Origin of the sequence: Ensifer sp. YR511, from assembly GCF_900103045.1 — a bacterium.
Taxonomy (GTDB): domain Bacteria; phylum Pseudomonadota; class Alphaproteobacteria; order Rhizobiales; family Rhizobiaceae; genus Ensifer; species Ensifer adhaerens.
The window spans coordinates 194,950-220,556 of sequence record NZ_FNGR01000004.1 but is presented as its reverse complement, the minus strand read 5'-3'; the positions used below and the strand labels follow the sequence as shown (position 1 = coordinate 220,556).

The 25,607-nt window shown below is 63.1% G+C and carries 27 protein-coding genes; 10 read left to right on the top strand and 17 right to left on the bottom strand.

Annotated features, from left to right (window positions below):
- Positions 1-63: 63 nt before the first annotated feature.
- The 4 genes from leuC to rplS form a co-directional block, all read right to left on the bottom strand.
- Positions 64-1,473, bottom strand: a complete 1,410-nt coding sequence (leuC, locus tag BLU15_RS10510; protein WP_060521449.1) for a 3-isopropylmalate dehydratase large subunit — start codon at positions 1,471-1,473, stop codon at positions 64-66.
- Between the two features lie 243 nt (positions 1,474-1,716).
- Complete coding sequence (locus tag BLU15_RS10500; RefSeq protein ID WP_060521450.1) at positions 1,717-2,538, bottom strand: amino acid ABC transporter permease; 822 nt, start codon at positions 2,536-2,538, stop codon at positions 1,717-1,719.
- A gap of 9 nt (positions 2,539-2,547) precedes the next feature.
- Positions 2,548-3,357 (bottom strand): transporter substrate-binding domain-containing protein, encoded by an 810-nt coding sequence (locus tag BLU15_RS10495; RefSeq protein WP_034802798.1) that lies wholly within the window; start codon positions 3,355-3,357, stop codon positions 2,548-2,550.
- A 126-nt stretch (positions 3,358-3,483) separates the two neighbouring features.
- The gene (gene rplS / locus BLU15_RS10490) at positions 3,484-4,002 is read right to left on the bottom strand and encodes a 50S ribosomal protein L19 (RefSeq protein ID WP_043625625.1); all 519 of its coding nucleotides are present in this window, start codon (positions 4,000-4,002) and stop codon (positions 3,484-3,486) included.
- A 327-nt stretch (positions 4,003-4,329) separates the two neighbouring features.
- Between rplS and BLU15_RS10485 the strand changes: the two genes are divergently transcribed.
- Positions 4,330-5,076 (top strand): sulfite exporter TauE/SafE family protein, encoded by a 747-nt coding sequence (locus tag BLU15_RS10485; RefSeq protein WP_060521571.1) that lies wholly within the window; start codon positions 4,330-4,332, stop codon positions 5,074-5,076.
- Here BLU15_RS10485 and trmD read toward each other — a convergent pair.
- The 6 genes from trmD to BLU15_RS10455 all read right to left on the bottom strand — a co-directional run bounded on the left by trmD (position 5,058) and on the right by BLU15_RS10455 (position 9,524).
- Positions 5,058-5,750: a tRNA (guanosine(37)-N1)-methyltransferase TrmD gene (gene trmD, locus BLU15_RS10480; RefSeq protein ID WP_090295450.1), complete on the bottom strand. Its 693-nt coding sequence runs from the start codon at positions 5,748-5,750 to the stop codon at positions 5,058-5,060. The two genes, BLU15_RS10485 and trmD, sit on opposite strands and share 19 nt — an antisense overlap.
- A gap of 11 nt (positions 5,751-5,761) precedes the next feature.
- The gene (rimM, locus tag BLU15_RS10475; protein ID WP_034803120.1) at positions 5,762-6,325 is read right to left on the bottom strand and encodes a ribosome maturation factor RimM; all 564 of its coding nucleotides are present in this window, start codon (positions 6,323-6,325) and stop codon (positions 5,762-5,764) included.
- A gap of 145 nt (positions 6,326-6,470) precedes the next feature.
- Positions 6,471-6,833: a 30S ribosomal protein S16 gene (rpsP, locus tag BLU15_RS10470; RefSeq protein WP_060521452.1), complete on the bottom strand. Its 363-nt coding sequence runs from the start codon at positions 6,831-6,833 to the stop codon at positions 6,471-6,473.
- A gap of 37 nt (positions 6,834-6,870) precedes the next feature.
- A complete protein-coding gene (locus BLU15_RS10465; protein WP_034802805.1) occupies positions 6,871-7,206 on the bottom strand; it encodes a chorismate mutase in 336 nt (111 codons plus the stop codon).
- A gap of 14 nt (positions 7,207-7,220) precedes the next feature.
- Positions 7,221-8,786, bottom strand: coding sequence for a signal recognition particle protein (gene ffh / locus BLU15_RS10460; RefSeq protein WP_090295262.1), 1,566 nt, complete (start codon positions 8,784-8,786; stop codon positions 7,221-7,223).
- A 255-nt stretch (positions 8,787-9,041) separates the two neighbouring features.
- The gene (locus BLU15_RS10455) at positions 9,042-9,524 is read right to left on the bottom strand and encodes a MarR family winged helix-turn-helix transcriptional regulator (protein ID WP_090295261.1); all 483 of its coding nucleotides are present in this window, start codon (positions 9,522-9,524) and stop codon (positions 9,042-9,044) included.
- A 78-nt stretch (positions 9,525-9,602) separates the two neighbouring features.
- Here BLU15_RS10455 and BLU15_RS10450 point away from each other — a divergent pair, with 78 nt between their 5' ends.
- From BLU15_RS10450 to BLU15_RS10425, 6 genes are all read left to right on the top strand, one after another.
- Entirely contained in the window at positions 9,603-10,616 is a 1,014-nt protein-coding gene (locus tag BLU15_RS10450; RefSeq protein WP_034802812.1) for an MBL fold metallo-hydrolase, read from the top strand.
- A gap of 92 nt (positions 10,617-10,708) precedes the next feature.
- Positions 10,709-11,620 (top strand): diaminopimelate epimerase, encoded by a 912-nt coding sequence (dapF, locus tag BLU15_RS10445; RefSeq protein ID WP_089044391.1) that lies wholly within the window; start codon positions 10,709-10,711, stop codon positions 11,618-11,620.
- Complete coding sequence (mtaB, locus tag BLU15_RS10440; protein ID WP_090295259.1) at positions 11,617-12,891, top strand: tRNA (N(6)-L-threonylcarbamoyladenosine(37)-C(2))-methylthiotransferase MtaB; 1,275 nt, start codon at positions 11,617-11,619, stop codon at positions 12,889-12,891. Before dapF ends, mtaB begins: the two co-directional genes overlap by 4 nt.
- Positions 12,892-12,909: 18 nt before the next feature.
- Entirely contained in the window at positions 12,910-14,724 is a 1,815-nt protein-coding gene (gene ftsY, locus BLU15_RS10435; RefSeq protein WP_090295258.1) for a signal recognition particle-docking protein FtsY, read from the top strand.
- Positions 14,725-14,832: 108 nt separating this feature from the next.
- Positions 14,833-15,465 (top strand): septation protein A, encoded by a 633-nt coding sequence (locus BLU15_RS10430; protein WP_090295448.1) that lies wholly within the window; start codon positions 14,833-14,835, stop codon positions 15,463-15,465.
- A 5-nt stretch (positions 15,466-15,470) separates the two neighbouring features.
- Positions 15,471-16,055 (top strand): DUF2585 domain-containing protein, encoded by a 585-nt coding sequence (locus tag BLU15_RS10425; RefSeq protein ID WP_060611309.1) that lies wholly within the window; start codon positions 15,471-15,473, stop codon positions 16,053-16,055.
- Positions 16,056-16,314: 259 nt separating this feature from the next.
- On the opposite strand, the gene BLU15_RS10420 is transcribed toward BLU15_RS10425, so the two are convergent.
- The 5 genes from BLU15_RS10420 to ccmA all read right to left on the bottom strand — a co-directional run bounded on the left by BLU15_RS10420 (position 16,315) and on the right by ccmA (position 19,401).
- Entirely contained in the window at positions 16,315-16,923 is a 609-nt protein-coding gene (locus BLU15_RS10420) for a DsbE family thiol:disulfide interchange protein (RefSeq protein WP_060521458.1), read from the bottom strand.
- A complete protein-coding gene (gene ccmD, locus BLU15_RS10415; RefSeq protein WP_090295256.1) occupies positions 16,920-17,096 on the bottom strand; it encodes a heme exporter protein CcmD in 177 nt (58 codons plus the stop codon). Before ccmD ends, BLU15_RS10420 begins: the two co-directional genes overlap by 4 nt.
- Positions 17,093-17,863, bottom strand: coding sequence for a heme ABC transporter permease (locus BLU15_RS10410; RefSeq protein ID WP_060611226.1), 771 nt, complete (start codon positions 17,861-17,863; stop codon positions 17,093-17,095). Before BLU15_RS10410 ends, ccmD begins: the two co-directional genes overlap by 4 nt.
- 164 nt (positions 17,864-18,027) lie before the next feature.
- The gene (gene ccmB, locus BLU15_RS10405) at positions 18,028-18,687 is read right to left on the bottom strand and encodes a heme exporter protein CcmB (RefSeq protein WP_034802831.1); all 660 of its coding nucleotides are present in this window, start codon (positions 18,685-18,687) and stop codon (positions 18,028-18,030) included.
- A 63-nt stretch (positions 18,688-18,750) separates the two neighbouring features.
- Entirely contained in the window at positions 18,751-19,401 is a 651-nt protein-coding gene (gene ccmA, locus BLU15_RS10400; protein WP_090295254.1) for a heme ABC exporter ATP-binding protein CcmA, read from the bottom strand.
- Positions 19,402-19,672: 271 nt separating this feature from the next.
- Between ccmA and acnA the strand changes: the two genes are divergently transcribed.
- The 3 genes from acnA to BLU15_RS10385 all read left to right on the top strand — a co-directional run bounded on the left by acnA (position 19,673) and on the right by BLU15_RS10385 (position 24,061).
- Entirely contained in the window at positions 19,673-22,363 is a 2,691-nt protein-coding gene (gene acnA, locus BLU15_RS10395) for an aconitate hydratase AcnA (protein WP_034802837.1), read from the top strand.
- 205 nt (positions 22,364-22,568) lie between these two features.
- Entirely contained in the window at positions 22,569-23,342 is a 774-nt protein-coding gene (locus BLU15_RS10390) for a DUF1223 domain-containing protein (protein WP_090295252.1), read from the top strand.
- A 314-nt stretch (positions 23,343-23,656) separates the two neighbouring features.
- Positions 23,657-24,061, top strand: coding sequence for a DUF2794 domain-containing protein (locus BLU15_RS10385; protein WP_176960281.1), 405 nt, complete (start codon positions 23,657-23,659; stop codon positions 24,059-24,061).
- A 118-nt stretch (positions 24,062-24,179) separates the two neighbouring features.
- Here the strand turns inward: BLU15_RS10385 and BLU15_RS10380 are convergent, their stop codons facing one another.
- On the bottom strand, positions 24,180-24,734 hold the full coding sequence (locus BLU15_RS10380) for a GNAT family N-acetyltransferase (protein WP_034802847.1): 555 nt from the start codon (positions 24,732-24,734) through the stop codon (positions 24,180-24,182).
- Positions 24,735-24,857: 123 nt separating this feature from the next.
- The gene (locus BLU15_RS10375) at positions 24,858-25,604 is read right to left on the bottom strand and encodes a Bax inhibitor-1/YccA family protein (protein WP_090295248.1); all 747 of its coding nucleotides are present in this window, start codon (positions 25,602-25,604) and stop codon (positions 24,858-24,860) included.
- Positions 25,605-25,607 lie beyond the last annotated feature (3 nt).

The following is a 25,607-nucleotide window of genomic DNA, read 5'->3' as shown; positions in this document are numbered from 1 at the left end:
GCGCCAAATAAAAAAGGCCGCCCCGAAGGGCGGCCATTGACGCCGGAAAAGCTCAGACCCGGCCTATTTCCATTCGCGGATATCGACGAAATGACCCGCGACCGCAGCGGCTGCCGCCATCGCCGGCGAGACCAGATGCGTGCGGCCCTTGAAGCCCTGACGGCCCTCGAAGTTGCGGTTCGATGTGGAGGCGCAACGCTCGCCGGGCTTCAGCCGGTCGTCGTTCATCGCCAGGCACATGGAGCAGCCCGGCTCGCGCCAGTCGAAGCCCGCTTCGCGGAAGATCTTGTCGAGGCCTTCGGCCTCGGCCTGTTCCTTCACGAGGCCGGATCCCGGAACGATCATCGCCGAAACGGTCGAGGCGACCTTGCGGCCTTCGACCACCTCGGCCACGGCCCGGAGGTCCTCGATGCGGCCGTTGGTGCACGACCCGATGAAGACGCGGTCAACGGCGATGTCGGTGATCTTCGTGCCCGGCTTCAGGCCCATATAGTCGAGCGCGCGCCACTTGGAGGCCCGCTTGTTCTCTTCCTGGATCTCATCCGGATTGGGAACGATGCCCTGAACCGAGATGACGTCTTCCGGCGACGAGCCCCAGGAGACGATCGGCGGCAGGTTGGCAGCGTCGAGCACGACGACGCGATCGTAATGCGCACCCTCGTCCGTGTGCAGCGTCTTCCAGTAGTCGAGCGCCATGTCCCAGGCCTTGCCCTTCGGTGCGCGCGGCTTGTCCTTGATATAGGCGAACGTCGTTTCGTCAGGCGCGATCAGGCCGGCGCGGGCGCCGCCTTCGATCGTCATGTTGCAGATGGTCATGCGGCCTTCCATCGACAGCGAGCGGATCGCTTCGCCGGCAAACTCGATGACGTGGCCGGTGCCGCCGGCAGTGCCGATCTCGCCGATGATGGCGAGGATGATGTCCTTGGCGGTGACGCCCGGCGGCAGCTGGCCGTCGACGCGCACCAGCATGTTCTTCGCCTTCTTCTGGATCAGCGTCTGGGTCGCGAGCACGTGCTCGACTTCCGACGTGCCGATGCCGTGGGCCAGCGAACCGAAGGCGCCATGCGTCGAGGTGTGGCTGTCACCGCACACGATGGTCATGCCCGGCAGGGTGAAGCCCTGCTCGGGGCCGACGATGTGCACGATGCCCTGGCGCTTGTCGTTTTCCGAGTAGTATTCGACGCCGAAGTCGGCGGCGTTCTTGGCGAGCGCCTCGACCTGGATGCGGCTTTCCTCGTTCTTGATGCCGAGGTGACGGTCGGCCGAAGTCGGAACATTGTGGTCGACGACAGCGAGCGTCTTTTCAGGCGCACGGACCTTGCGGCCGGCCATGCGCAGACCTTCGAAGGCCTGCGGACTCGTCACTTCGTGAACGAGGTGACGGTCGATGTAGAGAAGACAGGTGCCGTCGTCCTGTGCGTTGACCAGGTGATCATCCCAGATCTTGTCATAGAGGGTACGCGGTGCGCTCATGGCGGTATATCCATCGAGTTTTCAAAAAAAGTAGGAAAGCCGGCGGCAAGGCGGCCGGAAGCACTGATCAGGAGATCAGGATAGGCGGCTTGTAAGCGCCCCGTGGACGCGCGCAAAGAAGCGTGCCGGCAGGCGCTTGTGGTCCTGCAGCACGACGATTTTCTGCTCGCTACATCCGAATTTGGATTCCATGGCCGTGTTCATATCAATTTTCTGACAGGTCGGCAATTGCTGGAAACGGACTCAGCGCTGCTCCGCGCGCCTGAGCCGCCGCTCCAGCCCCCGCAATCCCAGCGACAGACCGATGGTCAGCACGAGATAGACATAGGCAACGATCGAATAGGTCTCGAAGAAGCGAAAGGAGCCGGAGGCATAGACCTTGCCCATCTGCGTGATGTCGGCGACGCCGAGCACCGAGACGAGCGAACTGTCCTTGACCATGGCGATAAAGTCGTTGCCAAGCGGCGGCAGGATCACGCGGATCGCCTGCGGAAAGATGACGAGACGAAAGCGCTGGTAGCGTGAAAGCCCGAGCGCCTTGGCGGCTTCGACCTGCCCCTTGTCTACCGAGAGGATACCCGCCCGGAACACTTCGGCGATGAACGCAGAATAGCCGATCATCAGCGCCAGGATCGCCCGCCACATCAATGAGATGTCGCGCACGACAACCGGCTCCATCCAGCCGGCGCTGATCAGCGGTGCTGAGATGAAATTGGCCGCGACGACGAGCCCCGGCGCGCCGACGAAGGCAATGTAGAACAGAAGCACCAGGATCGGCACGCCGCGGATGACTTCCGTATAGAAGCGGGCGATCTGCCGAAGGGACGAGTGCTCGGAGAGCGCCATCAGCGCGATGCCGAGGCCGAGCGTCGTCGCCAGCACGAAGCCCATGAGGGTCACGAAGACGGTGACGCCAAGGCCCTTGAAGACGACGGTGAAGACTTCCGAGAAGATGTCATTGCTGATGATCACGGCGGCGAGCGCCACAGCGATCACAACAAGGGCGACCAACCACCAGGGATAGTCGCCCTTGCCGGACATGTCTGAAGATTGTGGAGCGGCCATAGCCTGCTATCAGCCGCCCATCTTGTATTCGAGGAACCACTTCTTATCGAGGGCGTCGAAGGTACCGTCTTCCTTCAGCGCCTTGATCGCGGCGTTGACCGGAGCCACGAGATCCGAGCCCTTCGGGAAGATGAAGCCGAAATCCTCGGTGCCGAGCGGCCCACCGACGACCTTGAGCTTGCCTTCGGAGGAATCGACATAGCCCTTGGCGGCGACGCTATCGGTCAGGACCACATCGACGTCGCCGGCCTTCAGCGCCTGAACGGTCGCGCCGAAGGTCTCAAACAGCTTGATGCGCGGGTTCTGCTCGTTGCCGTCGAGCATTTCGTAGACGGCGGTGTAGAACGGCGAGGTACCCGGCTGTGCGCCGACGAGACCGTCGGCAAAGGCGCCGAAGCTCTTGCCATCGTTGAAGCGGGCCTCGTCGCTGCGCACCAGCATGAACTGCTGCGAGCGCATGTAGGGGTCCGAGAAATCGACCTTTTCCTTGCGGTCGTCCTTGATGGTGATGCCCGTCATGCCGATCTGGTACTGACCGTCATGCACCGCCTGGATCATCGCGTCCCAACTGGTGTTCTGGTATTCGACCTTGAAATTCAACCGCTTGGCGATCTCGTTCATCGCGTCGTACTCCCAGCCCTTGGCTTCGCCGGACTTCGGATCGACAAACTGCAGCGGCGGGTAGGCGTTCTCCGTGACGACGACGACCGTCTTGCCGCCGAGGTCAGGCAGGTCGGCGGCCAGCGCCGGTGCAGAAAACGCAAAAGGTGCTGCAAGTGCGGCTGCGATGCCCGCAAGCACGTGGCGACGGATTGTCATTGGAGGAGCTCCCGAAAAGTGTGGCAGCGGAAAATGTCACAAATTCCGTCGAAAAGACAAGCGGATAGTACCAAAAAAGAAAGGCGGCCGAGGCCGCCTTTCCAACAATCCCTAGGGATTGAAATGTTATTCTGCTGCGGCTTCCGCTGCTGCCTTTGCTTCGGCGGCTTCGGCTGCTGCCTTCTCGGCGGCGAGCGCCTGAGCTGCTGCAACCTTTTCAGCCTCGATGCGTGCCTTTTCCTCGGCAATCGCCTGACGCTCGGCTTCGTTCAGCTTGCGGGCGCGCGTGCCGGTGTTCTCTACGATACGAGCCGACTTACCGCGACGGTCGCGCAGGTAGTAGAGCTTGGCGCGACGGACCTTACCGCGGCGAACCACTTCGACGCTCTCGACGAGCGGAGAGTAAACCGGGAATACGCGCTCGACGCCTTCGCCGTAGGAGATCTTGCGAACGGTGAAGCTTTCGTTGATGCCGCCGCCCGAACGAGCGATGCAAACGCCTTCATAGGCCTGGACGCGGGTACGGTTGCCTTCGACAACGCGGACGTTGACGCGGAGCGTGTCGCCTGCGGAGAATTCCGGGAGCGTGCGCTTGGCGGCGATCTTGGCGGCCTGTTCGGCTTCCAGCTGCTGGATGATGTTCATCGGTCTAACCTTTCAAGTTCTTCTGAAACAGCCAGAGCGCTCTCGATGAACCTGTCGGGCCAGCCTTCAGGTCTTGCCGGATACCGGCAGGAGCGGATTCGCCATTCTTTGTTTTGGTCGACGGGCATGGAACCCGAACCGGGGCGGCACTTACACCAATCGCACTGCCTTGTCATCCCCGAAGGCCATAATTTCTAAGGCATCCGCGCCAGGAAAGCCGAATTTATCAGAAAATACGCAAACACGCGCGTGATGATTGTCCGATGCAACGGACTTGCGGCCGGCACAACCACCGGCTATCCCGAGCATGAGGGGTCGGGGGAGACCATGAACATCTTCGAAATACTCATGCTGTTTGCGGCCGGCTTCCTGTCCGGCGTCGTCAATGCCATTGCCGGCGGCGGAACGTTCCTGACCTTCGGGGCGATGACGCTTGGCGGTCTCTCGCCAATCGTCGCCAACGCGACCTCGTCGATCATCCAGTTTCCAGGCTACATCACCTCGGCGCTCGCCTATGCCAAGGAGATCCGCGCCGACAAGCGCTATGCGATCCTGCTCGGCGTCATCTCCGCACTTGGCGGTCTGGCCGGCGCGCTGCTGCTCATCTCGCTCTCCAATGCCTCCTTCCGCGCGCTTGTGCCCTGGCTGCTGCTGGCGGCAACGGCGATCTTCGCTGCCGGGCCGCTCCTGAAGCCTAAGGCCCGCGTCGACGAGCATGCGATCAATCCGGTCGGCATCGGCGCCCAGTTCGTCACCTCCATTTACGGCGGCTTCTTCGGCGCCGGCATGGGCATCATGATGCTGGCAGTGCTGGGGCTTGCGACCGGCGGCGGCTATCACCGGCTGAACGCGCTCAAGAACTTCATCTCGATCGTTATTGCCGCGATCGCCATCGTCGTCTTTGCCGCCGGCGGGGTCGTGTCCTGGCTGCACGCGGCAATCATGGTGCCAGGGGCCGCCCTTGGCGGCTACAGCGGCGTCTGGGCAGCAAGACGCGTGCCGCAGGCGGTCATCCGCGCGCTGGTCGTCGCCGTCGGCCTGCTGCTTGCCGCCTATTACTTCTTCACGGGCTGATTAAGAAGATCGGGCCGGCGCTCGGCGGTCAGCCGCCGCGCCTCCGCCTCGCGCCATTTGGCAATGGCGCCGTGATTGCCCGAGGTCAGCACTGCCGGGATTTCGCGGCCTTCGAAGACCTGTGGGCGGGTGTAGTGCGGATGCTCGAGCAGCCCGCCTTCGAAGCTCTCATGCACACCCGAAAGCTCGTTGCCCATGACACCCGGCAGAATGCGCACCACGGCATCGAGCAGCGTGAGGGCCGCCGGCTCGCCGCCCGAAAGAATATAGTCGCCGATCGAAACCTCTTCGAGGCCGCGGGCGTCGATCACCCGCTGATCGACACCTTCGAAGCGTCCGCAAACGATGACGACGCCGGGGCCGGCGGCGAGTTCACGCGCCCGCTCCTGTGTCAGCGGTCGGCCACGCGGGCTCATCAGCAATCGCGGCCGATCGTCGTTCTCCGAGACACGATCGATCGCGCGCGCGAGCACATCCGGCTTAAGCACCATGCCGGCGCCGCCGCCAGCCGGCGTGTCGTCGACAGTGCGATGCTTGTCCTCGGCGAAATCACGGATCTGCACCGGCTCGATCGACCACTGGCCACGCTCGAGCGCCTTGCCGGAAAGCGAGGCGCCGAGATGGCCCGGAAACATTTCGGGATGGAGCGTCAGGATGGTCGCGCGAAACGTCATGGCCGCAATGCTCACTTGCGCTTCGCGGAAAACGGACTACCCGGATCCTGGTCCTTGTCGTCGGTCAGGCCGGCCGCAACCGGATCGACCAGCAGCCGCCCCGCTTCCAGATCGATCTCCAGCACCGACCATTCGGTAAACGGGATCAGCACCGGACGTCGGCCTGGCCCCTTCAGCTCAAGGAGATCGCCGGCGCCGAAATCGAAGACACCGCTGACCTTGCCGTAGCTCGTGCCATTGCCGTCGATCGCTTCCAGGCCCTCGAGATCGGCATAGAAGAACTCGTCCTCGTCGAGATCGTCGTCGGGCAGGTTGTCGCGCTCGATGAACAGGTCGAGACCGTTGAGCGCCTCGGCGGCATTGCGGTCATTGACGCCGCGAAAGCGAACGATGACCACGTTTTTCGCCTCGCGAATCTCCAGCACCTCGAACACACGGCCGTCTGCGCTGTGCAGATTGCCATACTCGCCGAGCGCCGTCGGATCATCGGTAAAGGACTTGACCCTGACCTCGCCGCGCAGGCCCTGCGCCGCGCCAATCGTCGCCATCAGAACCGGGTTTTCGAGTTTGCTCATCGTCCGCGTCCGTTTCGGTATATCTCGGTGCACATAACGGAAAACGGGCGGCATGGAAATGCCACCCGTTTCCTTAAGTCACGGCCAGCCGGAGAGCTGCGTCGGCAGATGACCGCCGATCACTCTCCGGACCGTTCGCCGGCTGTTATTCAGCAGCAGCAGCAGCGGCGTCTTCAGCCTTCTGCTTGGCTTCAGCAGCGCGCTCCTGAGCCTTCTTGCCCGGGGCACCCTTGGTCGGGTTGTTGCGAGCCGGGCGCTTTGCGAGACCGGCCTGGTCGAGGAAGCGCAGAACGCGGTCGGTCGGCTGGGCGCCCTGGGCGATCCAGTGGTTGACGCGCTCGGCGTCGAGCTCGACGCGCTTTTCGTCGTCCTTGCCGAGCATCGGGTTCCACGAGCCGATCTTCTCGAGGAAGCGGCCGTCACGCGGGCTGCGGGCGTCGGCAACGACGATCTGGTAGTAAGGACGCTTCTTGGAACCGCCACGGGCGAGACGAATTTTCAGTGCCATTTGAGTAACTCCTTGCAGGCTTTCTTGACCGCTTGGTTCAAGCGGAATGGTTTGTGCCGGCGTTGCCCGCGGAATGCGAGCGATCGGCGGCGATGGCTTCATGATGCCGGATGACTTCCTTGATGATGAAGTTCAGGAACTTCTCGGCGAAATCCGGATCCAGATTGGCATCCTTGGCCAGGCGGCGCAGGCGTTCGATCTGGTATTCTTCGCGCGCCGGGTCGGCCGGCGGCAGTTCGTGCTTGGCTTTCAGAACGCCGACTGCCTGGGTGCAGCGGAAGCGTTCAGCCAGCATGTGGACGAGCGCGGCATCGATATTGTCGATCGACTGCCGGTAGCCCGCCAATTCCTTTTTGATTTCGGGATCAATCATCTTTTAAGCGATCCTCACTTCTTCTTCGGCAGGCCGGGAAGGCCGGGGAAGCCGCCACCAAGACCCGGAAGCTTGGCGCCGCCCAGACCTGGCAGGCCACCGCCGCCAAGGCCCGGCATACCGCCCGGCTTCAGACCGGCGGCTTCCGCCTGCTTCTGCAGGGCTTCGAGCTGCTTCGGGTCGAGCTTCGAGAGATCAGGCATGCCGCCGCCACCGAGGCCGCCAAGGCCCATCTTGTTGGCAAGGCCGCCCATCATCTGCTTCATCATGCCGCCTTTGCCCTTACCGCCCATCATCTTCATCATGTCCGCCATCTGGCGGTGCATCTTCAGAAGCTTGTTGATGTCGGCGGCATCGGTGCCGGAACCGGCGGCGATGCGCTTCTTGCGCGAGTGCTTGAGCAGATCCGGGTTGGCGCGCTCGGCCTTGGTCATCGACGAAATGATGGCGAGCTGGCGCTTGAACAGGCTGTCGTCGAGGCCGGCCGCGGCCATCTTGTCCTTCATGCCGGCCATGCCGGGCATCAGGCCCATGATGCCGCCCATGCCGCCCATCTTCTGCATCTGGCCGAGCTGGTCTGCGAGGTCGTTCAGGTCGAACTTGCCCTTGGCCATCTTGGCGGCCATGGCAGCCGCCTTCTCGGCGTCGATGTTCTCGGCAGCCTTCTCGACGAGCGAGACGATGTCGCCCATGCCGAGGATACGGTCGGCGACGCGGCGGGGGTGGAACTCTTCGAGTTCGCCCATCTTTTCGCCGACGCCGATGAGCTTGATCGGCTTGCCGGTGACCGCACGCATCGACAGCGCTGCACCGCCACGGCCGTCGCCGTCCATACGGGTGAGCACCAGGCCGGTGATGCCGACGCGTTCGTCGAAGTTGCGGGCGAGGTTGACGGCGTCCTGACCGGTCAGCGCATCTGCCACGAGCAGGATTTCATGCGGATTGGACTTCCGCTTGATCTCCGCCATCTCGATCATCAGCGGCTCGTCGATATGGGTACGGCCCGCCGTGTCGAGAATGACGACGTCGTGGCCGCCGAGCTTGGCAGCCTGAACGGCGCGCGCAGCGATATCGGTCGGCGACTGGCCGGCAATAACAGGCAACGTGTCGACGCCGGTCTGCACGCCGAGCTGGCGAAGCTGCTCCTGGGCTGCCGGACGACGCGTGTCGAGCGATGCCATCAGGACCTTCTTCTTGTCCCTGGCCTTCATCCGGCTGGCGATCTTGCCGGTGGTCGTCGTCTTACCGGAGCCCTGCAGACCGACCATCATGATGACGACCGGCGCCGGCGCATTGAGGTCGATCGTGACGCCCTCGGAGCCGAGCATCTCGACGAGCTGATCATGGACGATCTTGACGACCATCTGGCCGGGCTTGATCGACTTCAGGATCTCGGCGCCGACGGCCTTTTCACGAACCTTTTCGGTGAAGGAGCGCACGACGTCGAGCGCGACGTCGGCTTCGAGCAGCGCACGGCGAACCTCGCGGAGCGCAGCGGAAACATCGGCTTCCGACAATGCGCCGCGGCCGGTCAGTCCATTCAATATGGAACCAAGGCGGTCCTGGAGGCTCTCGAACATTCTCACTTCCTTCTGGTTTCCGGTGGCGATCAACTCGCCGGAAACGTGGGTTCCTTCGCGCAGAAAACAAGGCGCAAAGCCAAAAACCACCCGAGGGCGCCACGCGCTGTCGGGTGTTGACCTCCGGGTTCTCTTTATACCTCTACGGGACCCGGTCGGTGGCTTCGAAGACTTGAGCTTGCGAAGGAATTGGCGCGGATAAACAGGAAAGCGCGGCAAAAGTCAAGGACGGCAGGCAAATGAGGCGCTTTCGGCTCAGAGCGCCCCGTCCTTGCCGGCGTCGTCGAGTTCGCCGGCCAGCTGCTCGAAGGCGGTCGACACCCGCGTCATCACCCGAAGTGCGGCCACCACTTCGGTCTGGTTGATATCGCCGAGCAGGGCATGCAGCAACTCCACCTCGCGGCGATGGATTTCCGCGAACAGATCACGCCCGGCCGCCGTCGGCGCGCAAAGATAGGCGCTGCGGTGTTCCGGGTTCGGCCGTCTTTCCAGCAACGTCTTGTCCATCAGCCCGTTGACGACCCTGAGCACGAACTGCCGTTTCATCGACAGGCGCCGTCCGGCTTCCGGCACCGTCAGCGGCGTTTCGCAAAAAAGTTCGAGAACCGCCCGCTCCGCCACTGATATGCCGGCACCATCGAGCATATGTTCTGCCGAGCGCTGCATATTGAGATGGATGGAGCGGACCAGCTTCAGGGTCTTGTAGAGACGTTCTTGCGGGTCGAATCGAACGAGCATGGAACCACGATAGCAATCCAGTTGCTGTCTTCAAGAATTTATTAAACCTTGACCTTTCAACCAAGGCGAACCGCCCGGATGAAGACACGCAATCCCTATTACCAAGGTCCCGTCACCGATCATTTCGACGGCACCAGGTTCTTCAATCCCGACGGCAAACCGCCCAAGGGCGCGGCAGATCTCCTGCGCTGGCAGTTCGGCAGCGGCAAGGTGCGCTGGCCCGCGCACAATCCAAGCCCGTTCGCGCCGGTGAAGCCTGAACTCAGCGTCGAAGGCGATCGCCTGCGCGTGACGATGGTCGGACACGCGACGCTGCTCATCCAGGTGCATGGGCTCAACATTCTCACCGACCCCGTCTGGTCGCATCGCGCCAGCCCGTTTGCCTTTGCCGGCCCGCAGCGCCGCAACGCGCCCGGCATCGAACTCGACGACCTGCCGCCGATCGACATCGTGCTCGTCACCCACAATCACTACGACCACCTCGATGTCGAGACGCTGGCAGCCCTTCACGAGGAACATGCTCCCCGCATCGTCACGCCGCTCGGCAACGACACGATCATCCGCCGCGCCGTTCCCGACGTCGAGATCGACGTGGTCGACTGGGGCGACCAGCTCGATTGCGGCGATGACGTCATTCTTCACGCCGAGCCCTGCCACCACTGGTCGGCGCGCGGCTCGCGCGACCGGCGCATGGCGCTCTGGGCCGCCTTCGTCGTGGAGACGCCGGCCGGCAAGATCTACCACGTCGGCGATACCGGCTTTCACGACGGCATCAACTATCGCGCCGCCCGCGAAAAACACGGCGCCTTCCGCCTCGCCAACCTGCCCTTCGGGGCCTACGAGCCGCGCTGGTTCATGCAGGACCAGCACCAGAACCCGGAGGAAGCCGTGCGCGGCATGGTCGATTGCGCCGCCGCCCATGTCGCCGGCCACCATTGGGGTACGTTTCGCCTGACCGACGAAGGCGTCGAAGAGCCGCGACAGGCGCTGGAACGGGCGCTCGATGCGGCGGGCATCGCCCGCAGCCGCTTCCGGCCGCTTCGCCCCGGCGAAATCTTCGATGTACCGACCGGCGGCGAGGGAGCCGAATAAAGGCGGCACTGGTATTTTCCGGGCTTTTCCGCCATATACAGCCCGAATGAAGGATGGCCCGCCCGGAGCGGGCCCGTTTGGACAATCGCGACATGACCGACAACGTGCAATTTGCCAGGATGAACGGGCTTGGAAACAAGATCCTCGTCGTTGACATGCGCGGTCGGAAGGATCGGGTGACGCCGGCCGCTGCGATCGCGCTCAATGCCGATCCGGCAACCGCCTTCGACCAGATCATGGCGATCCACGACCCCAAGGCTCAGGGCACCGACGCCTGGATCGATATCGTCAATTGCGACGGCTCCATGGCCCAGGCCTGCGGCAACGGCACGCGCTGCGTCGTCCAGGCACTGGCCGCCGAAACCGGCAAGAAGGCCTTCACCTTCCAGACCATTGCAGGCATCCTCAACGCCATCGAGCATGAGGACGGCACGATCTCGGTCGACATGGGCAAGCCGGTCTTTGCCTGGGACAAGATCCCGCTTGCCGAGGAATTTGCCGATACGAGCCGCATCGAACTGCAGATCGGACCGATCGACAATCCCGTCCTGCACTCGCCCTCGGCCATGTCGATGGGCAATCCGCACGCCGTCTTCTGGGTCGACAAGGACCCGATGTCCTTCGATCTCGATCGTTTCGGCCCGCTGCTCGAAAACCATCCGATGTTTCCCGAGCGCGCCAACATCACGCTGGCGCAGGTGCTTTCGCCCTCGTCGCTGCGCACCCGCACCTGGGAACGCGGCGCCGGGTTGACGCTTGCCTGCGGCTCGGCGGCTTGCGCGGCTGCGGTCAGCGCCGCGCGCACCGGCCGCACCGGCCGCAAGGTGGTGATCGACGTCGCATCAGCCCCTGCCCCGGCAAAGCTCACGATCGAATGGCGTGAGCACGACGATCATGTCGTCATGACGGGACCTGCCGAATGGGAATGGTCCGGCACGCTGAACCCGACGACCGGAACCTGGCAGCGCGACGAGGCCGAAGCGGGCGGAGCCCGGGCGCTTTGAGCGGCGTCGAGGTCATAACCTTCGGCTGCCGTCTCAATACCTACGAATCCGAAGTGATGCGGGCGGAAGCCGAAAAGGCGGGGCTGAACAACGCCATCCTCGTCAACACCTGCGCCGTCACCGGCGAGGCCGTGCGCCAGGCGCGCCAGGCGATCCGCCGTGCCCGGCGCGACAATCCGCATGCCCGCATCATCGTCACCGGCTGCGCCGCCCAGACCGAAAAAGAGACCTTCGCCGAAATGGTCGAGGTCGACGCCGTGCTCGGCAACGAGGAGAAGCTGAAGAGCGCCTCCTATCGTTCACTGCCGGATTTCGGCGTCTCGGCTGAAGAAAAGCTGCGGGTCAACGACATCATGAGCGTGCGCGCCACCGCACCGCAGATGGTCAAGCACATCGATGGCCACGTGCGCGCCTTCATCCAGGTGCAGAACGGCTGCGACCACCGCTGCACCTTCTGCATCATCCCCTATGGCCGCGGCAATTCCCGCTCCGTGCCGATGGGCGCCGTCGTCGACCAGGCACGCAGGCTGGTTGAGAGTGGCTATTGCGAGATCGTCTTGACCGGCGTCGACGCCACCAGCTACGGCGCCGACCTGCCGGGCACGCCGACCCTCGGGCTGCTGGCGAAGACGCTTCTGAAACAGGTTCCGGAAATCCGCCGCCTGCGGCTTTCCTCGATCGACGGCATCGAGGCCGACAAACACCTCTTCGACCTGATCGCCGACGAGGCGCGCTTCATGCCGCACCTGCACCTGTCGCTGCAGCATGGCGACGACCTGATCCTGAAGCGCATGAAGCGCCGTCATTCGAGCGCCGACGCCCGCGCCTTTGCCGATCAGGTCCGGCGCTTGCGCCCCGATATCAGCCTCGGTGCCGATATGATCGCCGGCTTTCCGACCGAGACCGAAGAGATGTTCGAAAATGCCGCGAGCCTCGCCGAGGACTGCGGCATCGCGCATCTGCACGTCTTTCCCTACAGCCCGCGTCCCGGCACGCCGGCGGCACGCATGCCGCAGCTCGACCGGGCGCTCGTCAAGGATCGCGCTGCGCGGCTTCGCGCCGTCGGCGCGACGCTCTACGCCCGCCACCTCGAAGGTATGGTCGGCAGCGAGCAGACGATCCTGGTCGAGAACAACGGGCTTGCCCACACACAAAACTTCACGCTCGTCGACGCGGCTGACCTGACGCCCCGTGCGCTTGTCCCGGTCTCAATCACCGGCCACAATGGCAAGCATCTGACGATGCAGGTAAAACAGATGGCTGCGGCCTGATTTATGCGGAATTCCTGAATGGCAATGGGTTTCATCAAGAGGATCTTCACCTTCGGCAAGGGCGCGGTGGAGGAAACGAAGCCGCCGGAAGGTGTACCGGAGGAGACGATCGTCTCTGCGCCCGAAGTCGAGGCGCAACCGGAGCCGAGCGCCGAGGCGGTCGAACCGCCTGCCGCCGTTGCCGAGGCAGAGATCGTCGAAGAGAGCCCGGAAACCGCCTTCGAACCACCTGTCGACATCGAGACCCTGCCGTTGTCCGACGACGATCCGGTGCTTGAGGCCGAGATCGAGACGGCCGGTGGCCCGGCCTCCGACGACGCCGAAGAGCTGGCGCGTGACGAAGCCGCCCCGGTCGAAGCTGTGGTAACGCCGGCCGAGACTGAAGCCGCGATACCCCCCTCTGTCCCTTCGGGACATCTCCCCCTCAAGGGGAGAGAGCAGACGGAGACCGAGGCCACAGCTGAGGAAGCAACAGCTGCCACCGAGACTGCGGCGCCTGTTGCGCACAAGGCGCCTGCTCCCTCCGATGAGATCATCGTAGCCTCCCGCGAGGCCGAAATCGTCGAGAGAATCGAGGAAGCTGCTGACGATGCCGAACCCACGGCAAGCGACGTCACGACTGCCGAAGCAGACGAGGTCACGCCAACCGAAACGCTTGCTTCCGAACTCGAGAGCGAGCCCAGCGTGATCTCCGCCCCTGTGGGGGAGATGCCCGGCAGGGCAGACGGGGGTGAAGCCGCAGCCCTCCGCGAAAGCATCGAGACCGCAGAAGCCAACGCAGCAGATGCCGCCACCGACGTCGCGCCGACCGAGACAGCCGAGGCCGAGCCCACTGCTACGCCCGCTTTGCCCAAGGGCTTCTCCGCCACAGAGCGCAAGCCCAAGGAAGAACCCGTCGCCGCGCCGAAGGAAAAGCTCAGCTGGTACCAGCGCCTGCGCCGCGGCCTCGCGCGCACCTCGTCGCAACTGACCGGCCAGATCGCCAGCCTGTTTACCAAGCGCAAGCTCGACGAAGCGACGCTGCAGGATCTCGAAGACCTGTTGATCCAGGCCGACCTCGGCGTCGAAACGGCGATGCGCATCACCGACACGCTCGCCTCGGAACGCTACGGCAAGGATGTCTCGGGCGAGGACGTGTCGCGCATTATGGCCGGCGAGATCACCAAGGTGCTTTCGCCCGTCGCCAAGCCGCTGGAACTCGATCTCAGCCACAAGCCGCACGTGATCCTGGTGGTCGGCGTCAACGGCACCGGCAAGACCACGACGATCGGCAAGCTCGCCGCCAAGCTTTCCGGCGCGGGCCTGAAAGTCATGCTCGCCGCCGGTGACACCTTCCGGGCCGCAGCGATCGAGCAGCTGAAGATCTGGGCCGAGCGCACCAACTCAGAAATCGTCTCGTCCAAACTCGGCGCCGATGCCGCTGGCCTTGCCTACGAGGCTTTCCAGCAGGCGCGCGAGAAGAAGTCCGACGTCCTGATCATCGACACCGCCGGCCGCCTGCAGAACAAGGCGGAACTGATGGCCGAACTCGAAAAGATCGTGCGCGTGCTCGGCAAGCTCGATCCGGATGCGCCGCACACCGTGCTGCAGACGCTCGACGCCACCACCGGCCAGAACGCGCTGCAGCAGGTCGAGATCTTCCGCAACGTCGCCGGCGTCAGCGGGTTGATCATGACCAAGCTCGACGGCACAGCGCGCGGCGGCATCCTCGTCGCCATCTCCGCCAAGCACAAGTTGCCGGTCTATTTCATCGGCGTCGGCGAAGGGATCGACGATCTCGAGCCGTTCGAAGCCAAGGATTTTGCCGAGGCGATCGCCGGCGTTGCCGCCTGACGGGGCGATCGGGCCTGCGCGTAGTTACGCCGGCCCGTTGCCTTGATATGGTTTTGCCGCAAAGCTGGTGTTATGAGCAGCAGGTACATGCAGAAACAGGACCCCCAGATGTCGTCGATCGAGGCTGCCAAGCCGCAGAAGGAAGTCAGCCCCTTGCTCAAGTTGGTGCTGGAGCTTGGGCCGCTGATGGTCTTCTTCTTTACCAATTCGCGTGGCGAATGGTTGGCCGGGCATTTTCCGGCGCTCGCCGAACTCGGCGGTCCGATCTTCATCGCCACCGGCCTGTTTATGGCCGCGACCGCAATCGCGCTTGCCGTCTCCTGGCTGCTGACCCGCACCCTGCCGATGATGCCGCTGATTTCGGGCATCGTCGTCTTCGTCTTCGGCGCGCTGACGCTCTGGCTGCAGAACGACACCTTCATCAAGATGAAGCCGACGATCGTCAACACGCTGTTCGGCACGATCCTGCTCGGCGGCCTGCTGTTCGGCAAGTCGCTGCTCGGCTACGTCTTCCACTCCGCCTTCAAGCTGGATGAGGCCGGCTGGCGCAAGCTGACGCTGCGCTGGGGCCTGTTCTTCCTGGTTCTCGCCGTGCTCAACGAAGTGGTCTGGCGCTCGTTCACGACCGATTTTTGGGTCGCCTTCAAGGTCTGGGGCACGATGCCGATCACCATTCTCTTTACGCTCGCCCAGATGCCGCTGATCATGAAGCACTCGCTTGACCAGGAGAACGCCGAGTGAGCACGATGCTCGAGGAGAATGACAGCCGCAACCGGCACGCACTCCTCTGGCTCGCCGCCTGTTTTGCTGTTCTCATCATCCAGATCGTCACCCAGCATCTGATGGGTCGCCTCTGGATCTGCGAATGCGGCTACGTCAAACTGTTCGAGCCCGTGGTCAAATCCAGCGGCAACTCGCAGCATATCGCCGACTGGTACACGCCGTCGCACATCATCCACGGCTTCCTGTTCTACGGCCTCGGCCATCTGCTCCTGCGCGGCAAGCCGCTGACGGCAAAGCTCTTCCTTGGGACCGTGATCGAATCGGCCTGGGAGATCGCCGAAAACACGCCGATGGTGATCAACCGCTACCGCTCCGCAACGATTTCGCTCGACTATTTCGGCGACAGCATCCTGAATTCGACGATGGATACACTGGCCATGGCCGCCGGCTTCCTGTTTGCCGCCCGCATGCCCGTCTGGCTGACCGTAACGGTCGCCATCGTCTTCGAACTCTTCACCGGCTGGCTGATCCGCGACAATCTCACACTCAACGTGCTGATGCTCGTCTGGCCGCTTGATGCGGTCCGGGACTGGCAGGCGGGGATTTAAGCGGGCTTCGGTCGCCGTCGCAGCCCCTCATCTCGCATCCGCGACCTTCTCCGGCAGATGGGGCGAAGGGACTGAGGCACTCACTTTCATTCCACGACTGCCCGGCAGGGAAAGCACGGTTTTATGCCGTCGATGCGATGCGAGAGTTTAGGGCAACCGAGCGCTAAGTGTCTTCTTCGCCCCGCTTGCGGGCAGAACGCCGGCAGGCGGATGAGGAGCAAATCCCTCCCATCCGAATGAGAGCTAATGCCGGGAGCGGTTACGAACCCGCAGTCGCCTTTTCGATCGCCGGCAGCAGACCCGTCTTCACGCTGTTTTCGTCGAACGGGCCGACGCGCTTGTAGAGGATCGTGCCGTCAGCGCCGACGAGATAGGATTCCGGAATACCGTAGACGCCCCAGTCAATCGCCGCCTTGCCGCGCGGGTCGACGCCGATGGCGGAGAAGGGATTACCGAGTTCGCCGAGGAACCTGAGCGCGTTTTCGTTCTGGTCCTTGTAGTTGATACCGACGACGGTCAGCCGCGGATCCTTCGACAGTTCGAGGATGAAGGGATGCTCCTGCCGGCAAGGCACGCACCAGGAGGCCCAGACGTTGACGAGCGTCAGCTTGCCCTTGATCGCCGCATCGGTCAAAGCCGGCATCGGCTGGCCATCGCGCGTCGCACCTTCGAGCGCCGGCATGTCGAGTTTCGGCGCCTTGGTGCCGATCAGCGCGGAGGGGATTTCGCTCACGTCCTTGCCGGAATTGAGCTGGCTCCAGAAGATCGCCGCAAGCCCGGCGAATATGACGAGCGGCAGCGCCGCCAGCACGAAACGCATGGGGCCGGGTTTGCGCTCCTCGTTACCCGGAGCGGGTGCGTTGCTCATCGTGTTTCTCCGGTAGCCGGTTCGGCCGAGCGCCGGCGGATGCCTGCGGCTTCGAGTTCGGTGAGTTCACGCCGGCGGGCACGACCGTCGAGCACGACCCAGGCAATCAGACCTAGGACCGTCAGCGTGGCTATTCCATAGCTCGTGAAAACGTAGGCGGCGTGGCTCATCATTGTGCGCGGGCTCCCCGTCCGGCAGCACGGGCCGCAAGGCGCCTGAGCGCCGTGACGCGCCGGCGCAGGATTTCGTTGCGCATGGCGGCGATGTGCAGCGTGAAAAACAGCAGTGTAAACGCGACCGCCATCACGATCAGCGGCCACAGGAACTCCGGATCGATCGTCGGTCCGTCGAGCCGCATGACGCTCGCCGGCTGATGCAGCGTGTTCCACCACTCGACCGAGAACTTGATGATCGGGATGTTGACGAAGCCGACGAGAACCAGAATGGCCGAAACCTTGGAGGACCGCGCCGGATCGTCGATCGCGCGGTTGAGCGCCATCAGTCCGAGATACATCAGGAACAGCACGAAGACCGAGGTCAGCCGCGCGTCCCAGACCCACCAGGTGCCCCACATCGGCTTGCCCCAGAGCGAGCCGGTGACGAGCGCCAGGAAGGTGAAACAGGCGCCGATCGGAGCTGCCGCGCGCGAGGAGACGTCGGCAAGCGGATGGCGCCAGACGAGCGTACCGAGAGCTGCCAAGGCCATCACCGAATAGCACATCATCGACAGCCAGGCCGCGGGCACGTGCACATACATGATGCGCACCGTTTCGCCCTGCTGGTAATCACCTTCCGTCGTGAAGGAAAGCCAGACGCCGGCAACGAAGAACAGCGCCGTCAGCCCGGAAAGCCAGGGCAACAGACGGTCAGCCAACGCCAGGAACCGCGTCGGGTTGGCGAGATCGCTGAATTTGCGGATGGCCAGGCTGTTTTCGCTCATGTTGGCTCTTTAACGCTTAAGGCGCCCGCCTGCAATTGATCCGCGTCAATCGCCCGATCACGATCGAGTTGGAACGCGGATCATAAATGTTATCGATCTGAACGGCTTAGCGACAAATCCATGGGAATGCCGCAAACACTTTCGCCCGTTCTGGCCCGATTGCGTCAATCGGACGCGTGCCGAAGTGCTGCGGCGGCGGCAACCGGGCCGATGACGGCGAAGAACAGGGTGATTGCCGCAAGGATCATCAAAGGTGGCAGGAACGGCGCCGGATCCTCGATCGCCGCATAGACAGCGCTGACACCGAAGATCAGCACCGGGATCGCCAACGGCAGAACAAGGATCGAAACCAGCAGCCCGCCACGCGGCAGCGACACGGCAACGGCCGCCCCCACTGCACCGATGAAGGTGATCGCCGGCGTGCCGATCAGAAGCGTCAGCATGGTGGCGCCGATGGCGATCTCGCTCATGTTCATGAAGAGGCCGAGCAAGGGCGAGGCAATCACCAGCGGCAGGCCGGTCGCCGCCCAATGCGCCGCACATTTGACGAAGACGGTGAAAAGCAGCGGCGTTTCCTGCATCAGCATCAGGTCGAGCGAGCCGTCGTCGCGCTCCGCCTGGAACAGCCGGTCGAGGCCGAGCAGCGAGGCGAGCAGCGCGCCGATCCACAGGATCGCCGGTCCGATGCGCGAAAGCAGGTTCAGGTCGGGACCGACACCGAAGGGAATGACTGCCACCACAGTCATGAAGAAGAGCACGCCGATCATCGCCCCGCCGCCGGCGCGGATCGACAGTTTGAGATCGCGGAAAAAGAGCGCGATCATAGCGGCAACCTCCGGATCGGCACGCGCGCGTTTTCCGGCAATGGGCTTCCAGGCATTGCGACCCTATGCATCATGCCAGCGATCTCCTGCCAGATGCTCGAACCCCGTCATGTGCAGCTCCTTCGTGCGGTCGAGCCCGAGTGGCTGGTGGGTCGCCGCAATGACGATGCCGCCTTTGCCAAGATGCGCCTTCACCAGATCGGCAAACAGCCGGTCGGCGCCGGCGTCAAGCGCTGCGGTCGGCTCGTCGAGGATCCAGATCGGGCGATAGGCAATGACCAGCTTGGCCATCGCCATGCGCCGCTGCTGGCCGGCCGAGAGATAACCGAAGGGCAGATGGGCGATATCCGGCAGGCCAACCGCTTCGACCGCCTCGGTGAGCGTGGCGCCGCGCGCCCCGGGCGAATCACCCATGAAGTCTCGCCAGAAGGAAAGATTTTCCGCGACGGTCAGTTCACGCTTCATCGCGTTGCGGTGTCCGAGATAGTGGCTGAGCTCGGATGGATGGGCGATTTCCGGGGGGCCATTCTCAAGTTTCAGGTGCCCGCTTTCGGGCCTCAACAACCCCGCAAGAACCCGCAGCAAAGTGGACTTGCCGGAGCCGTTCGGACCCGTCACGACAAGGGCTTCCGAGGCGTCGAGAATAAAGGAAATATCGTTAAAAATCAGGTCCTCACCGCGCTTCGCGCTCAACCCTTCAGCCATGAGGCGCATGAATTTTCAGCTTCCCTTCACTCTCTTTGCCGCAGGGCAAAAAAAAGTCCCGTTTCGACCTTCGTTGCTCTGGCACGTTTTGGAGAAATTATCTATAAGGCGGCCAACACGCCAGCGGTCGGCGTGAATTTCATCCTAGCGCCGAACATGGAATGAATTTCCACGTACGGACAGCGGAAATGGCCGCACCCGCATCCCAATTCGCGCTTCACAGGCGCTCGGGCGTTCGTACGTCAGTTTTTGGCGATCAGACGGAACGGGGTATTATCCAGTGTCCAAATCCCTAGACAGCTTCAATTGTCGCTCCACGCTCACCGTCAACGGTGTCGACTACGTCTATTACAGCCTGCCCAAGGCTGAGGCGAACGGTCTCGCCGGCGTTTCCAAGCTGCCCTATTCGATGAAGGTTCTGCTCGAGAACCTGCTGCGCAACGAAGATGGCCGCTCCGTCACCAAGAAGGACATCGAGAACGTTGCCGCCTGGCTCAACGACAAGGGCACGGCTGAAAACGAAATCGCCTACCGCCCGGCCCGCGTTCTGATGCAGGACTTCACCGGCGTGCCTGCTGTCGTCGACCTCGCGGCGATGCGCGACGCCATGGTCTCGCTCGGTGGCGACCCGGAAAAGATCAACCCGCTCGTCCCCGTCGACCTCGTCATCGACCACTCCGTCATCGTAGACGAATTCGGCACCCCGAACGCCTTTGCCCGCAACGTCGAGCTCGAGTACGAGCGCAACGGCGAGCGCTACCGCTTCCTGAAGTGGGGCCAGCAGGCGTTCAAGAACTTCCGCGTCGTTCCGCCCGGCACCGGCATCTGTCACCAGGTCAATCTGGAGTATCTGGGCCAGACCGTCTGGACCCGTGAAGAAGATGGCGTCGTCACCGCCTACCCGGACACCTGCGTCGGCACCGACAGCCACACCACCATGATCAACGGTCTCGGCGTTCTCGGCTGGGGCGTGGGCGGCATCGAAGCGGAAGCTGCCATGCTCGGCCAGCCGGTCTCCATGCTCCTGCCTGAGGTCATCGGCTTCAAGCTCACCGGCAAGCTCAAGGAAGGCGTCACCGCGACCGACCTCGTGCTTATGGTCGTGCAGATGCTGCGCAAGAAGGGCGTTGTCTCGAAGTTCGTCGAATTCTTCGGCCCGGGCCTCGACAACATGACGCTCGCCGACCGCGCCACCATCGGCAACATGGGTCCGGAATACGGTGCCACCTGCGGCTTCTTCCCGGTCGACAGCGAAACCATCAACTACCTCACCATGTCCGGCCGTGAAGAGCAGCGCATCGCTCTCGTCGAAGCCTATTCCAAGGCTCAGGGCATGTGGCGTGACGGTGACGGTTCCGAGCTCGTCTTCACCGACACGCTCGAACTCGACCTCGGCGACGTCGTTCCGGCCATGGCTGGCCCGAAGCGTCCGGAAGGCCGCATCCCGCTCGAAAGCATCGCATCGGGCTTCGCAACCTCGCTTGAAGGCGACTACAAGAAGCCGGGCCAGCTTTCGAACCGCTATGCCGTCGAAGGTACCGATTTCGATCTCGGCCATGGCGACGTTGCCATCGCTGCGATCACGTCCTGCACCAACACCTCCAACCCGTCGGTCCTGATCGCTGCCGGCCTGCTCGCCCGCAACGCGGTCGCCAAGGGCCTGAAGTCCAAGCCGTGGGTCAAGACCTCGCTCGCACCGGGATCGCAGGTCGTCGGCGAATACCTCGCCAAGTCCGGCCTGCAGAAGGACCTCGACGCGCTCGGCTTCAACCTCGTCGGCTTCGGCTGCACGACCTGCATCGGCAACTCCGGCCCGCTGCCGGCGCCGATCTCGAAGACGATCAACGACAAGGGCCTGATCGCCGCCGGCGTTCTTTCGGGCAACCGTAACTTCGAAGGCCGCATCTCGCCGGACGTCCAGGCGAACTACCTCGCTTCGCCGCCGCTCGTCGTCGCCTACGCGCTTGCAGGTTCCGTCCAGAAGGACCTGACCAACGAGCCGCTCGGCGAAGACCAGGACGGCAAGCCGGTCTTCCTCAAGGACATCTGGCCGACCTCCAAGGAAATCCAGGAGTTCATCTTCAAGTACGTCACCCGCGAACTTTACGCGACCAAGTACGCCGACGTGTTCAAGGGCGACGAAAACTGGCAGGCCGTTCAGGTTCCTCCGGGCCAGACCTATGCCTGGGACGACGGTTCGACCTACGTGCAGAACCCGCCCTACTTCGTCGGCATGGGCAAGTCCGGTTCGGGCATCTCCGACATCAAGGGCGCCCGCGTGCTTGGTCTCTTCGGCGACAAGATCACCACCGACCACATCTCGCCGGCCGGTTCGATCAAGGCGGCCTCGCCGGCCGGTGCCTACCTCATCGGTCACGGCGTCGGCGTTGCCGACTTCAACCAGTACGGCACGCGTCGTGGCAACCATGAGGTGATGATGCGCGGCACGTTTGCCAACATCCGCATCCGCAACCACATGCTCGGCCCGAACGGCAAGGAAGGTGGCTACACCATCCACTATCCGTCCAAGGAAGAGATGTCGATTTACGACGCCGCCATGCAGTACAAGGAAGAGGGCGTTCCGCTCGTCATCTTCGCCGGCGTCGAATACGGCAACGGTTCGTCGCGCGACTGGGCTGCCAAGGGCACCAACCTGCTCGGCGTCAAGGCCGTCATCGCGCAGTCCTTCGAGCGTATCCACCGCTCGAACCTCGTCGGCATGGGTGTCATTCCCTTCGTCTTCGAGGAAGGCACGACCTGGGAATCGCTTGGCCTCAAGGGCGATGAGATCGTCACGATCGAAAACCTCGCCAATGTCCAGCCGCGCGAAAAGCGCGTTGCCAAGGTAACCTACGGCGACGGCAGCGTGAAAGATGTGCCGCTCGTCTGCCGTATCGATACGCTGGATGAAGTGACCTACGTCAACAACGGTGGCATCCTGCAGACGGTTCTGCGCGACCTCGCCGCCTAATCGCGCGAGCGCATACGAGGCTCCGGAGCCGGGACGCCGAAAGGCGCCCCGGCTCTTTCTTTGAGGTGCACCTGCCGACGATCCGGTGCCGGGTCGCGCTCACTTGCCACCTCACTCCAACGTGACTTCCCGTTGATGCAGGGGCGTCGTATGTAGTGAACTCCCCCACAAGGAGTAGGCCGACGGCCGGTAACGAAGTGACGCCATGACATCCGCAGACCGTTCTTTCATTCGCCCTGTTGCACTGGCTTTCGGGCTGCTCGCAGCCGCCGGTGCCCCTGCCGGGGCGCAGGAGAAACAGGCGGTCAAGGGCGTTGTCGAACTGTTCACCAGCCAGGGCTGTTCGTCCTGTCCGCCGGCGGATGCGGCGCTGAAGTCGCTGGTCGACGAGGGCGATGTGGTGGCGCTCGCCTATCACGTCGACTACTGGAACTATCTCGGCTGGGCCGACACGCTGGCATCGAAGGAAAACACCGAGCGGCAATATGCCTATGCGCGCATGCTCGGGCGCAACGGCGTCTACACGCCCCAGGCGATCCTGAATGGCCGCGACCACTTGAACGGCGGCAATCTGCAGGCAATCAAGACGCGGCTGGAAACGATGAAGGCGGAAGGCAAAGGGCTTGCCGTTCCCGTCGGCGCCAAGATCCTCGGCGAAGAAATCCAGATCACCATCGGTAGCGGCATCGGCAAGGCCAACGTCGTCGTCGTCTATTTCGACCGCGCCAAGATCGTGAAGATGGAGAAGGGGGAGAACCGCGGCAAGGAAGTCCCCTATTGGCATGCGGTGCGTGACATACAGACGATCGGCATGTGGGACGGCCAGCCCGCGTCCTTCACGCTGCCGGCGACGGTGCTGACCGAGCGCCCGGGAAACAGCGGCTGCGCGATCCTGCTGCAATCGATGAAGGACAAGGAAACGCCGGGTGCCATCATCGGCGCTGCGGCCGTGCTCGCCGGCCCTCAGGGCAAATTGTAGGGACGGCGAAGCGCAAGGGGTTGGTTCGGCCCGGCAGCATCGAGGGGCTGGGGCTGAGGGTTCGAAGTTACCGGACCGAACCGGCCATAACTGCGTTCGGTGAACTCCCGCAGCATGACGATCTGACCGGACATACGGTGGCAACGACTCTGTCCGTCAGCGCCCGCGAGTTTTGCGATGAATTGGGGCGCCGGTTTGACTGAAATGGGGCAGAGGCAAGAAATGACCTCATCGTCCCATGGCTTCCAGCTTGCTTTTCGGCTCGTGTCAGGCACACTGTAATCGTTCTGTCACAACAGAAGGCCGGATTGCCGATGACCGATGAGCCGGATTTGCCGCAAGGCGAGGCGCGCCATCAGCGCGAGACCACTTCCGAAGTGGTCATCGATCTACACGAATACAAGAACGCCAAGAACGCTCCCCCCATCACTTTCCATCGTCGCGAATTGGATCAGATCCTGTGGGTCTACGGCCGTATGGTCGGCGAAGGCGAGTGGCGGGACTACGCGATCGACCACCTGAGGGACCGCGCGGTCTTCTCAGTGTTCAAGCGTTCGGGCGAAATGCCGCTCTACCGGATCGAGAAGAACCCGAAACTGGCCGCGAAACAGGGCGCCTATAGCGTGCTGAACATTCACGGCACGATCCTGAAGCGCGGTCACGAGCTCGCCCAGGTGCTCAAGGTATTCGACAAGGTGCTGAGGCTGGTGGAAACCTGACCAGCGGGAAAGGGTGCCATCAGGAGACGCACGCCGACGTCACGGGCAGCAACGGCACGACCTGCCTACGGCGCGCTGCGAGGCGCTTCGCCGACTGACATTCTTCAGCAAGCGATGGTCACTGGTAGAGGGTGTCCGGATAGACGTCTTCCGGCGGGTCGGTCGCCTGGCCCTCGCCGAGCGCGAGCTGCATGATCGTCGTGTCGAGCCAGCGGCCATGCTTGAAGCCGGTCGCTTTCATCGTGCCCTGGAGTTCGAAGCCGAGCGACCGGTGCACGGCGATCGAGGCCGGATGGGCACCGCCGATCACCGCGACCATCTGGCGGAAGCCGAGTTCCGTGCAACGCCGGACGAGTTCGACCAGCAGCGCCTTGCCGGCACCCTTGCCGCGCGCTTCCGGCGCCAGGTAGATGGAATCCTCGACCAGGAAGCGATAGGCCGTGCGCGTGCGGAAGCCGGATGCGTAGGCATAGCCGATGATCGTCCCGCCCGCGTCTACCGCAACCATGTACGGGTAGCCGCTGCCGATGATCGTTTCGAACCGCGCCCGCATCTCCTTTTCGGATGGCGGGTTGATCTCGTAGGTCGCAACCCCGTGCAACACGGATTCGCGATAGATCTCGGTGATGACGGGAAGATCGGCCAGGGTGGCGTCGCGCAGGGTCAGGGACATGGCTAAAGACTTTGATCCCAAGGTTTCGTCGTCCTTTCACTCCCACGGAGTCCGGACGCTTTCAAGCTGCTTCAGCAAACAAAAAAGGCGGCCGAAGCCGCCTTTTCCGTGTGCTGTTCAGACTTAGTTGTTCCGGTTGCCCATGAACTGGAGCAGGAACATGAACAGGTTGATGAAGTCGAGGTAGAGCGTCAGCGCGCCCATGATCGCCTTGCGGCCGGCAACGGCGCTGTCATCGGCTTCGTAGTACATTTCCTTGATCTTCTGCGTGTCGTAGGCGGTGAGGCCAGCGAAGATCAGCACGCCGATCACGCTGATCGCGAAGGCGAGCGCCGAAGAGGCGAGGAAGATGTTGACGATCGACGCGATGATGACGCCGAACAGACCCATGATCAGGAACGAGCCCATGCCGGACAGGTCCTTCTTCGTGGTGTAGCCGTAAAGCGACAGGGCGCCGAACGAGGCGGCCGTCACGAAGAACGTCTGAACGATGCTCTGGCCGGTGTAGATCAGGAAGATCGACGACAGCGACAGGCCCATCAGGGCCGCATAGATCCAGAACGTCGTCTGCGCGGCAGAAACGCTCATGCTATTGATGCGGAAGCTCATGAAGAACACGAGCGCCAGCGGCGCCAGCATCACCACCCACTTCAGCGGGCTCGTATAGATCGCAGCACCGAAGGCAGTCAGCTGGCCATCCGAAAACGCCATTTGGAAGGCCAGGTAGGCCGCGACGCCAGTGATCGCCAGACCAAGCGCCATCAGGTTGTAGACCTTCAGCATGTATGCGCGAAGGCCTTCGTCAATCACGGCACCCGCCTGAGCGCCGGCGGGCGACATTCGGGTTTGGTAATTTCTCAGATCAGCCATTGT